Origin of the sequence: Streptomyces niphimycinicus, from assembly GCF_018883605.1 — a bacterium.
Lineage (GTDB): Bacteria > Actinomycetota > Actinomycetes > Streptomycetales > Streptomycetaceae > Streptomyces > Streptomyces niphimycinicus.
This window is the reverse complement of record NZ_JAHLEM010000673.1, coordinates 1-10670: the sequence shown is the minus strand read 5'-3', so window position 1 is coordinate 10670 and position 10670 is coordinate 1. Positions and strand designations below refer to the sequence as shown.

At 70.2% G+C, this 10670-nt stretch carries 9 protein-coding genes and 1 pseudogene; 5 read left to right on the top strand and 5 right to left on the bottom strand.

Annotation, left to right across the window (positions count from 1 at the left end; translation table 11 throughout):
• From KN815_RS39795 to qcrB, 4 genes are all read left to right on the top strand, one after another.
• Nucleotides 1–961, top strand: a 961-nt coding sequence (locus KN815_RS39795; RefSeq protein WP_216346674.1) for a carbohydrate ABC transporter permease, incomplete at its 5' end; no start/stop codon positions are given.
• A gap of 17 nt (nt 962–978) precedes the next feature.
• Nucleotides 979–1893, top strand: coding sequence for a carbohydrate ABC transporter permease (locus tag KN815_RS39790; protein ID WP_216346673.1), 915 nt, complete (start codon nt 979–981; stop codon nt 1891–1893).
• A 94-nt stretch (nt 1894–1987) separates the two neighbouring features.
• Nucleotides 1988–3394 carry a GH1 family beta-glucosidase gene (locus KN815_RS39785; RefSeq protein ID WP_216346672.1) on the top strand — a complete coding sequence of 469 codons (1407 nt, stop codon included), beginning with the start codon at nt 1988–1990 and terminating at the stop codon, nt 3392–3394.
• A 180-nt stretch (nt 3395–3574) separates the two neighbouring features.
• Complete coding sequence (gene qcrB / locus KN815_RS39780) at nt 3575–5257, top strand: cytochrome bc1 complex cytochrome b subunit (RefSeq protein ID WP_216346671.1); 1683 nt, start codon at nt 3575–3577, stop codon at nt 5255–5257.
• A 217-nt stretch (nt 5258–5474) separates the two neighbouring features.
• Here qcrB and KN815_RS39775 read toward each other — a convergent pair whose 3' ends face one another.
• The 3 genes from KN815_RS39775 to KN815_RS39765 form a co-directional block, all read right to left on the bottom strand.
• A complete protein-coding gene (locus KN815_RS39775; RefSeq protein WP_216346670.1) occupies nt 5475–6530 on the bottom strand; it encodes a chitinase in 1056 nt (351 codons plus the stop codon).
• 138 nt (nt 6531–6668) lie between these two features.
• Nucleotides 6669–8063, bottom strand: a complete 1395-nt coding sequence (locus KN815_RS39770) for a HAMP domain-containing sensor histidine kinase (RefSeq protein ID WP_216346669.1) — start codon at nt 8061–8063, stop codon at nt 6669–6671.
• Nucleotides 8060–8773 carry a response regulator transcription factor gene (locus KN815_RS39765; RefSeq protein ID WP_216346668.1) on the bottom strand — a complete coding sequence of 238 codons (714 nt, stop codon included), beginning with the start codon at nt 8771–8773 and terminating at the stop codon, nt 8060–8062. Before KN815_RS39765 ends, KN815_RS39770 begins: the two co-directional genes overlap by 4 nt.
• A gap of 42 nt (nt 8774–8815) precedes the next feature.
• Here KN815_RS39765 and KN815_RS39760 point away from each other — a divergent pair, with 42 nt between their 5' ends.
• The gene (locus tag KN815_RS39760; RefSeq protein ID WP_216346667.1) at nt 8816–9403 is read left to right on the top strand and encodes a hypothetical protein; all 588 of its coding nucleotides are present in this window, start codon (nt 8816–8818) and stop codon (nt 9401–9403) included.
• Nucleotides 9404–9438: 35 nt separating this feature from the next.
• Here KN815_RS39760 and KN815_RS39755 read toward each other — a convergent pair whose 3' ends face one another.
• Both KN815_RS39755 and KN815_RS39750 read right to left on the bottom strand, forming a co-directional pair.
• Nucleotides 9439–10329 (bottom strand): spermidine synthase, encoded by an 891-nt coding sequence (locus tag KN815_RS39755; RefSeq protein ID WP_216346666.1) that lies wholly within the window; start codon nt 10327–10329, stop codon nt 9439–9441.
• 94 nt (nt 10330–10423) lie between these two features.
• Nucleotides 10424–10670, bottom strand: a pseudogene (locus tag KN815_RS39750) (hypothetical protein); the annotation flags it as partial.

Here is a 10670-nt window from a genome sequence, read left to right as displayed (position 1 = left end):
CCCGCGCGCCGCGACCGCGCCGGCGCCCGACCCGGCCGAGCAGCGGCGTCGCGACCGGCGCAGCCGCCGCTACCGCTGGGATGTGCGATGGAGCCCGTACGCCTTCGTCGCCCCCTTCTTCGTCTTCTTCGCCGCCTTCGGCCTCTTCCCCCTGCTCTACACGGGGTGGGCCTCGTTGCACCAAGTGGAGCTCACCAACCCCACCCATATGGAGTGGGCGGGGTGGCACAACTACTCCAGGCTGTGGGAAGACGAGTTCTTCTGGAAAGCGCTGCGGAACACCTTCACCATCGGGGTGATCTCCACCGTTCCGCAGTTGATGATGGCCCTCGGGATCGCGCATCTGCTCAACTACCGGCTGCGTGCCTCGATGTTCTTCCGGGTGGCGATCCTCACCCCGTACGCCACCTCCGTCGCTGCCGCCACGCTGGTGTTCGCACTGCTCTTCGGGCATGACTACGGCATGGTCAACTGGTCGCTGGGGCTGGTCGGGCTGGACAGCATCGACTGGCAGAACGGCACCTGGACCTCGCAGATCGCGGTCTCCACGATCGTCATCTGGCGGTGGACCGGCTACAACGCGCTGATCTACCTGGCCGCCATGCAGGCCGTACCGAACGATCTGTACGAGTCGGCGGCGCTGGACGGGGCCTCGCGCTGGAAGCAGTTCCTGCATGTCACCGTCCCGTCGCTGCGGCCCACCATCCTCTTCACGGTCGTCGTCTCCACGATCGGGGCCACCCAGCTCTTCGGTGAGCCGCTGCTGTTCAACACCGCGGGAACGGCCACCGGCGGCGCCGATCACCAGTACCAGACGCTCGGCCTGTACATGTACGAGCAGGGCTGGGTGAACCTGCACCTCGGCCGGGCCTCCGCCATCGCCTGGACGATGTTCCTGATCCTGCTGCTGATCGCCGCGGCCAACGCGCTGTTCGCGCGACGGCTGCGAAAGAGCCAGTGAGGGAGACGAGGAGAACCATGAGCGCCACTGTCTCTTCCCGGCGGACACCCGATCCGGCAGCTTCCGCGCGCACCACTTCGCGAGCCGGAAAGGGCCGCGGCCGAGCGGGCAGGCAACTGCACGGGGGCAAGATCACCTACGCCGTGCTGATCCTGTTCACCATCGGCTCGCTCTTCCCGCTGGTGTGGACCGCCATCGCCGCCTCCCGCACCAACACCCGGCTGGCCCAGACACCCCCTCCCCTGTGGTTCGGCGGCAACCTCTTCAACAACCTGGACAAGGCGTGGAACGGCGCCAACATGGGCACCGCGCTGCTCAACACGACGGTGGTGGCGGGCACGGTCGCGGCGTCGACCGTGCTGTTCTCGACCATCGCGGGCTTCGCCTTCGCCAAGCTGCGCTTCCGCTTCAAGAACATCCTGCTGATGCTCACCATCGGGACGATGATGGTGCCGCCCCAGCTCAGCGTCGTGCCGCTGTACATGATGGTGGCCAAGCTGGAGTGGACCGACCAGCTCCAGGCGGTCATCGTGCCGACACTCGTCAGCGCCTTCGGGGTCTTCTTCATGCGGCAGTACCTCTCCCAGGCGCTGCCGACCGAGCTGATCGAGGCGGCGCGGATGGACGGCGCGAGCAGCTTGCGGATCATCTGGCATGTCGTCTTCCCGGCGGCGCGTCCGGCGATGGCGGTGCTGGGCATGCTCACCTTCGTCCAATCGTGGAACGACTTCTTCTGGCCGTTCATCGCGCTCACCCAGAACGGCAACCCGACCATGCAGGTGGCATTGACCGGTCTGAGCCGGGGGTACACCCCGGATCAATCACTGATCATGGCGGGGGCGCTGCTGGGCACCCTGCCGCTGCTGATCGCCTTCGTCCTCTTCGGCAAGCAGATTGTGGGGGGCATCATGCAGGGCGCGGTCAAGGGCTGAGCGACCCGCCACCACCACTCGGTCCTCCCTCCCCGTTTCCCCCTCCCCACGACCTCCCCACGATCTCCCCACGACCTCGAATGGGAGCGCTTCCATGACTCTTACCTTCCCCCCCGGATTCCTGTGGGGCGCTGCCTCGGCCGCCTACCAGGTCGAGGGCGCCGCGCAGGAGGACGGCCGCACCCCGTCCATCTGGGACACCTTCAGCCACACCCCCGGCAAGGTGCTCGCCGGTGACACCGGTGATGTGGCCATCGACCACTACCACCGCTTCCGCGAGGACGTCCGGCTGATGGCGGAGCTGAACCTGGCGGCGTACCGCTTCTCGGTGTCCTGGTCCCGGGTGCAGCCCACCGGCCGGGGACCGGCCGTGCAGCGCGGGCTCGACTTCTACCGCTCGCTGGTGGACGAGCTGCTGGGCGCGGGCATCCAGCCGGTGCTCACCCTCTACCACTGGGACCTCCCCCAGGAGCTGGAGAACGCAGGCGGGTGGCCGGAGCGCGAGACCGCCGAGCGGTTCGCCGAGTACGCGGGCATCGTGGCGGGGGCGCTCGGCGACCGCGTGGAGTACTGGACCACCCTCAACGAGCCGTGGTGCACCGCCTTCCTGGGCTATGGCTCGGGGGTGCACGCCCCGGGCCGCACCGAGCGGCTGGCCCCGCTGCGTGCCGCCCACCATCTGAACCTCGCCCATGGCCTGGGCGCCCAGGCGCTGCGCGCCGCGCTCCCCGCCCGCGCCCAGATCGCCATCAGCCTCAACCCGGCCGTGGTCCGGCCGCTCAGCGACAAGCCCGAGGACCTGGATGCTCAGCGGCGTATCGACGCGCTGGCCAATCGCGTCTTCACCGGGCCGGTGCTGCGCGGTGCGTACCCCCCCGACCTGATCAAGGACACCGCCTCGATCACCGACTGGTCGTTCGTCCGGGACGGCGATCTGGCCGTCATCAAGCACCCCCTCGACGCGCTGGGCATCAACTACTACACACCGTCATTGGTAGCAGCAGGCACCGACAACGAGGGCTCGCCCGCCCGCCACGACGGCCACGGCGCCAGCGCCCACTCCCCCTGGCCGGGCTCGGAGCAGGTGGCCTTCCACCAGACGCCGGGCGAGCGCACCGAGATGGGCTGGACGATCGACCCGACCGGACTGCACGACCTGCTGATGCGCTACACCCGTGAGGCGCCGGGCGTACCGCTGTACATCACCGAGAACGGCGCCGCGTTCGACGACAAGCCGGACGCGGAGGGCGCGGTCCACGACCCGCGGCGGATCGACTACCTCCGGGACCATCTGGCCGTCGCCCACCGGGCCATCGCGGACGGCGCCGATCTGCGCGGCTATTTCCTGTGGTCGCTGATGGACAACTTCGAATGGGCGTACGGCTACAGCAAGCGCTTCGGCGCGGTCTATGTCGACTATCAGACGCAGGCCCGGGTGCCGAAGTCCAGCGCCCGCTGGTATGCCCAGGTGGCCCGCACCGGAGAGCTTCCGGCGGCGTAGGCGGACCCGCGTCCGCGGCGCCGCCCGCTGGGGGGCGGGCGGCGCCGCGGATGGCGGTCGAGGCGGCGTGCGGGGCCGCAACCGGGCCGGTGCGTTCTTCCTTCAAAGGGGTTACACCCTGACCCACCCGGCCGAAGAGCGCCGTCATCCATGGAGAATGCCTGGTAAACCCATTGAGACATGAGAGCATTTCCGGAGCGCCGACAGCGGGTCCGCGATGAGGGATCCGGTCGGCGCGCGCCCGCCGGAAAAGGCGAGGCCCTCGCCGACTGGTTCGACGGTCGGGTGGGCCTCTTCAAGATGGCCAAGGCCAATCTGCGCAAGGTCTTCCCCGACCACTGGTCCTTCCTGATCGGCGAGATCGCCCTCTACACATTCGTCATCATCATTCTGACCGGTGTCTATCTGACCCTGTTCTTCAAACCGGCGATGAACGAGGTGGTCTATGCCGGCCGGTGGACACCGCTGAACGGCATCCGCATGTCGCAGGCGTACGAGTCCACCCTGAACATCAGCTTCGATGTGCGCGGTGGACTGCTGATGCGGCAGGTCCACCACTGGGCGGCGATCATCTTCATCGCCAGCATGCTCGCCCATATGATGCGGACGTTCTACAACGGCGTCTTCCGCAAACCCCGCGAGATCAACTGGCTCTCCGGCGCAGGTCTGCTGATTCTCGGAATGTTCGACGGCTTCATGGGCTATTCACTGCCCGACGATCTGCTGTCCGGCACCGGGCTGCGCTTCATGGAGGGCGCGATCCTGTCGATCCCGATCGTCGGCACCTATCTGTCGTTTTTCTTCTTCGGCGGCCAATTCCCGGGAGACTCCATCGTGCCACGGCTGTTCACCGTGCACGTACTGCTGATTCCGGGCATCATGGTCGGGCTGCTGGCGCTCCATATGATCCTGCTCGTCTATCACAAGCACACGCATCTCCCGGGGCCCGGCAGAAAGAACATGAATATCGTGGGCCCGCCCCTTTGGCCGGTCTATGTGGCCAAGTCCGGCGGTTTCTTCTTCCTGGTCTTCGGCGTCACCACGCTGATGTCGGCCATCGCTCAGATCAACCCGGTGTGGGCCTACGGCCCCTACCGGCCCGACCAGGTGTCCACCGACGCCCAGCCCGACTGGTACATGGGCTATTCCGAAGGGCTGATCCGGCTGATGCCGGGCTGGGAGATCAATCTCTGGGGCCACACCCTGGTGCTCGGGGTGCTGATCCCCTTCCTGGTCTTCCCCACGGTGCTGCTGGTGATCTGGCTCTATCCGTTCCTGGAGGCATGGATCACCGGGGACAGACGCGAGCACCATCTGAACCAGCGCCCGCGCAACGCCCCGACCCGCACCGCCTTCGGCAACGCCTGGGTCGCCCTCTACGCGGTCCTGCTGGCGGGCGGCGGCAACGACCTCATCGCCACCCACTTCGATCTGTCGATCAACGCGATCACCTGGGCCTGCCGGATCGGCTTCTTCGTGGTGCCGGTCGTGGTCTTCATCATCTCCAAACGGATCTGTCTCGGCCTCCAGCGCAAGGACCGGGAGCTGCTGCTGCACGGCCGCGAGACCGGCATCATCGAGCGGCTGCCGCACGGCGAGTTCCTCGAAGTGCACAAGCCGCTGTCGGCGGCGGAGAAGTACACGCTGACCGCGTACGAACAGTACGAGCCGCTGGAGCTGCCGCCGACGGTCGACGAGGCCGGGGTCGCCCGCAAGCTCTCCTTCATGCAGCGGCTGCGCGTCTCGCTGTCCCGGAGTTACTTCGGTATCGACGGCCAGATCGCCAAGCCCACGAAGGAGCAGGTGGCGGAGCACGAGGAGCATGAGGAGGCGGAGCGGGCCGAGGAGCCCCAGCGACCCTAGGGCGACGACTCCTAGAGCGACGGAAACGGCGGGGCGCGGCGGGTGGGGGATTCCGTCCGCGCCCCGCCGTGTGGGGGGTGCCGTGGGGGGTGGTGATGGTGGGGCTCATGGGGCTGAGGGGCCCCGCGGCTCATCCGGCCGACGGGCGGTGCGGGGCCGCCCCGGTGTCAGCCGACGTCAGCCGCTCAGCCGCTCAGCCGCTCAGCCGCTCGGCCGTTCAGCCGTTGTAGGCGCCGAACGCCTTGGCGAACGCGAACTCCTCCTGGTCGATCGAGCTGCACGTCGGCGACGCGGTGTCCTGCGGGCTGGGGCACTGCTTGTCGCGGGTCGCGGACCACATCGACAGCCAGGCCAGCCCCTTGGACTTGGCGAACTCCACCAACTGGGAGGCGTCGTCGACCTTGAATATCTCGTTCTTGACGTCGTTGACGCCGATCATCGGGGTGACCGCGACGGCCTTCCACGCCTCGTCGTCGCTCAGCTCGAGGGCGCCCTTGATCTGGCCCTGGGTCGCCGTGGCGGCGTCGATGGCGTACTGGCCCATGTCGTCGTCGAACGAGGCGCCGTAGTCCATCGCCATGATGTTGACGGCGGAGACCTTCACCCCGTTCTTCTTGGCGTCGGCGACGAGGTCGACACCGTCCTGGGTGAGGCCGGTCGGGAGCACCGGCAGGGTGAAGGAGACATCCAGGTCGGAGTGCTGCTCCTGGAGCTTGGCGATGGCCTGGGCGCGGCGGGTGTTGGCCTCCTTGTTCGGAAGCGCGCTGCCCTCGATGTCGAAGTCCACCTTGGTGAGCTTGAGGGTGTCCACGACCTTGCCGTAGGCCGCGGCCAGCTCGTCCACCGAGGTGCAGGCCAGGCCCAGCTCGGAGCCGGAAGCGCCGCCGAAGGAGACCCGGACGTCGCCGCCGGCCGCCCGCAGTTGCTCGGTCTGCTTGGCCACCGCGTCGTCGCCGACCTCGGTGACGCCGCCCCACTTGGGGGTACAGCCGCCGCCGGAGGTGATGAAGGCGAGGTTGAACTGCTTGACGCCGGTCTTCTCGGCGGTGCCCACCATGTCGTAGGCGGGGTAGAGCGAGGTGTCGATGTACGGGGCGAAGCCGCCGGTCGCCGCCGCGGCGGCCTTCTCGGAGGCGACGGGCTTCTCGGAGACGGTGCCCGCGTTCGCCGCCCCGCTGAGCGCGAACGCCGTGCCGCCGGCCACGACGGCGGCGACGGTCACGCCGATCGCCTTGGTGGTCCGGCTCGCCTTGCGACGGTGCGTGCTGCTCATCAGGTCCCTGCCTTCGCTGTGCGGATGTGGGGGGTGATGGTGCGGGCGCCACGCTAGCGAGGGGAAGTCGGACAAACGGCAGGATCCGTGCACCGGCCATGGATCTTATGGCTGCCTTAAGGAACCCATCGGCGGCGATTAATGCTCCGCGGGCGCCTTGGGCCGGGTGCGGCCCCGGGTCTTCCGCTTACGGCCGCGCCGCCGCTGCCCCGGGTCCGCGGAGCCGCCGCCGTTCAGCGAGAGCCACACCCGTACCTCGGTGCCGCCCAGCACCGACCGCCCGATCCGCAGATCGCCGCCCGTGGACTCGGCGACCCGGCGCACGATGTCCAGGCCGAGGCCGGTCGAACCGGGGCCGCCGTCGCCATGGCCACGCCGGAGCGCCGCGTCCGGATCGGCGATCCCGGGGCCCGCGTCGGAGACCAGGATGATCACACTGTCCTCACCGTTGTGGACGTCGACCGCGAGCGCCGTCCCCTCCGGCGTGTGCCGGAAGACATTGCCGAGCAGGGCGTCCAGCGCGGCGCCGAGTTCGGGGCGGGCCACCGGCACCCGTACGGTCCGGTCGACCCCGGCCAGCCGCACCGTACGGTCCTCGTCCTCGGCGAGCGCGGACCAGAACTCCATCCGGTCCCGGATCACCTCGGAGGCGTCACAGCCGGAGGGCGTGTGCGTCTTCTGCTGGCGCGCGGTGCGGATGATCTGGTCGACCTCGCGCTCCAACTGGGCGACAGCGGCGCGGGTCTGGTCGGCCGCCGGTCCCTCGCCCAGCGAGGCGGCGTTCAGGCGCAGCACGGTGAGCGGCGTACGGAGCCGGTGGGAGAGGTCGGCGGCCAGCTCGCGCTCACCGGCGAGCAACTGGACCACCTGGTCGGCCATGGAGTTGAACGCGGCGGCGGCCGCCCGGAGTTCGGCCGGGCCGTCCTCCGGGACCCGCACCCCCAGCTCGCCATGGCCCAGGTCGTGGGCGGCGTCGGCGAGCCGCCCGGCCGGACGCACCAGCCGGGTGCCGAGCCGGTCGGCGGTGGCGACCGCGCCGACGATCAGCGCGAGGCCGACGCCCGCCAGCACCAGCCAGGACGTGGTCACCCCGCTGGTGACCACCCCACGCGGGACGAACACCTCCACGACCGCGACCTGACCGCTGCTCAGTGCCGTCGGCTGGAGCAGCGCATAGCCCCCGGGGGCGGCGGACACCGAGGCGCGGCCCAGCCGCCGCGCGGTGGCCAGCTCGCCCTTGGCCGCACGGCTCTTGCCCAGGTCGTAGCCGCTCCCCGGCTCGTCCGGCTCATCGGGGACATGCAGCGCCATCCGGCCGTCCCCGCCCGCCTGAGTGCTGGCCACCGCGCGCTGGAGCCGCGCCCGCTCGGTGGTGATGGCGAGCGCCGGGCCGATGGTGGCGGCCTGCCGCTCGGCGTCGGCGAACGCCCGGTCCCGGGCCAGTTCCTTGACGACGAGGCCGAGCGGTACGGCGAAGGCGACCACCACCATCGCGGTGACCGCCAGGCAGACCTTGACCAGGGCCCATCTCACGCGGGCTCCGCCGGGGGCTCCAGTTTGACGCCGACCCCGCGCAGCGTATGGAGATAGCGCGGCCGGGCGGCCGTCTCGCCCAGCTTGCGGCGCAGCCAGGACAGATGGACGTCTATCGTCTGATCGTCCCCGTACGCCTGCCGCCACACCTCGGCGAGAAGCTCCCGGCGCGGCACCACGACGCCGGGCCGGCCCGCCAGATAGGCCAGCAGATCGAATTCCCGCCGGGTCAGATCGAGCGTCACCCCGTCCAACTGGGCCTGGCGGCGCAGCGGATCGACGGCCAGCCCGCCGACCCGGAGCACTGTCGGGGGCGCCGCCGCACGGCCCGGTTCGCCCGCCCCGCCGCCGCGGACGCGGCGCAGCACGGCGGTCATCCGGGCGGAGAGATGCGCCACGGAGAACGGCTTGACCAGGTAGTCGTCGGCGCCGTCGTTGAGCAGCCGGACGATCTCGCCCTCGTCGTCCCGGGCGGTGGCCACGATGACCGGCACATCGGTGATGCCGCGCAGCATCTTGAGTGCCTCCGCCCCGTCCAGATCGGGCAGGCCGAGGTCCAGGATGACGACGTCGAATCCGATCTGTGCCACCTCGCGCAACGCCTCCAGGGCGGTGCCGACACTGCGCACGGTATGGGACGCCTCGGTCAACTGCCGGATGAGGGCTGAGCGTACGAACTGGTCGTCCTCGACGACGAGCACACTTGCCATGAGCGGCACCGTACGCCATTCGGGTGAGGCAGGATGGGGAAGATGCGAAGAGGTCTGGTCCAATGTCTGGCGTGGGTCCTCGCGACCGGCGCCGCGGTCACGCTGTCGTGGTACGGCGTGCGGACCGTGCTGACCGGGACGGCCTACGATCCGCCGCGCGCGCTGCCGATCGCGGACGGCTCCCGTTCGGCGAACGGGGCCTGGTCCTCCTCGACGCACCGGCCCAAACCGCCCTCGTCCTCGGCGACTTCACCCTCTTCCTCTTCCTCGTCCCCTTCCTCGTCATCGCGTCCCGGGACGGACGCGGGGGCCGACGGGGATAAGGACAAGGGGTCCGGTTCCGCCGGGCGCACCCGTAAGCCGACGCAGGCGCCGACCCGGCGGGAAACGGCGCGGCCGGAGGACAGCGGCGAGGTACGCAGCTATCCGGCCAAGGGCGGCCGGGCGGTCTTCGACATCCGGGCGGCGTCGGCGGATCTGGTCTCGGCCACACCGGATGGCGGCTGGCAGATGCAGGTGTGGAAGCAGACCGAGTGGATCCGGGTGGACTTCGTCTCCGGGGCCGACACCACCACGATCTTCTGTACATGGCATGACGGCCCGCCGCAGGTCCGTATCGACGAGCATTAGCGGTGGCGCGGGACGTGGGGTCCGCTCGGCTCGGCTCAGGTGAAGACGGCGGGCGGCGGGGCCGGGGAGGGGGCGGCGGTCGCGTCGGTGACCGGGGCCGCGCCACCGGTGAAGTCCGCGAGTGCGCGCCCGTGTTCGACCCGGGCGGGGTGTGGATCTCCGGCGGCCCGGCGGGTGAGCTCGGCCAGCGGCAGCTCGCGGTCGGCGGCCAGCAGCACGGCGTTCCCGAAGCGGCGGCCGCGCAGCAGGGCGGGGTCGGCGGTCAGACACACCTCGGCGAACGCGGCCCGGGCGGTGGCGATCTGGGCCTTCAGATGGGCCAGCGGCGGACCGTCGGCGAGATTCGCGGCGTACCACCCGTCCGGGCGCAGGGCGCGCCGCACCTCGGCCAGGAACTCCACACTCGTGAGATGGGCGGGCGTACGGGCCCCGCTGAAGACATCCGCGATGATCAGATCCGCCCAGCCGTCGGGCACCTTGGCGAGCCCGGCCCGGGCGTCGGCACCGCGCACCCGTATCCGGTCGCCGGGGTCCAGCGGCAGCTCACCGCGGACGAACTGGACGAGCGGGGCGTCGATCTCGATGATCTGCTGGGTGGAGCGGGGGCGGGTCGCCGCGATATAGCGGGCGAGCGTGAAGGCGCCGCCGCCCAGATGGACCGCGTGCAGCGGACGGCCGGGAGGGGCCACGAGATCGGCGAGGTGGCCGAATCTGCGCTGGTACTCGAAGTCGAGATACCCGGGGTCGTCGAGATCCACATGCGACTGCGGCTTGCCGTCGAGCAGCAGCGTCCAACCGCGCGGCCGGTCCCGGTCCGGCACGAGCTCGGCGAGCCCCCCGTCGACGGATGCGGTGACCGGCTCGGGGCTGCGCCCTCGCGCCGCTCCGCGCCCGCGCGCGGCTCGCTTGTTCGTGCCTTTCGCCATGTGACCCAGTATGCGGTGGACCACTGACAGCCGGTCGCCGGCAGCAAGGGCCGGATGGTCACCGCTGGTGGCGGCGGTCACCCGGAGTCCGGATTCACTGGCAGCGGTCGACGGCCTCGATCGTGCGCGCCGCCTCACCGAGCGCCGCCCGTAGCTCGGCGGGGTCGGTGGCGACCGTGTACGCCGCGTCGGGCGGCACCAGCCAGCCGGTGCCGATGCCGGGTGGCGGCTCGTCTCCGGCCGCTCCGGACGCGGTGCCTCCGGCTTCGGGGTCTCCGAAGGCGCCGTCTGCGGACGGGATGTCCCAGGGTCGCGTCTCTCCGGTGTGGGTGTCTCCGGCT

What these genes read in the sequence shown, in the direction of transcription:
- KN815_RS39790 (WP_216346673.1), top strand. Translation starts at nt 979, where the DNA reads ATGAGCGCCACTGTCTCTTCCCGGCGGACACCCGATCCGGCAGCTTCC.
- KN815_RS39785 (WP_216346672.1), top strand. Translation starts at nt 1,988, where the DNA reads ATGACTCTTACCTTCCCCCCCGGATTCCTGTGGGGCGCTGCCTCGGCC.
- qcrB (WP_216346671.1), top strand. Translation starts at nt 3,575, where the DNA reads ATGAGAGCATTTCCGGAGCGCCGACAGCGGGTCCGCGATGAGGGATCC.
- KN815_RS39775 (WP_216346670.1), bottom strand. Translation starts at nt 6,530, where the DNA reads ATGAGCAGCACGCACCGTCGCAAGGCGAGCCGGACCACCAAGGCGATC.
- KN815_RS39765 (WP_216346668.1), bottom strand. Translation starts at nt 8,773, where the DNA reads ATGGCAAGTGTGCTCGTCGTCGAGGACGACCAGTTCGTACGCTCAGCC.
- KN815_RS39760 (WP_216346667.1), top strand. Translation starts at nt 8,816, where the DNA reads ATGCGAAGAGGTCTGGTCCAATGTCTGGCGTGGGTCCTCGCGACCGGC.
- KN815_RS39755 (WP_216346666.1), bottom strand. Translation starts at nt 10,329, where the DNA reads ATGGCGAAAGGCACGAACAAGCGAGCCGCGCGCGGGCGCGGAGCGGCG.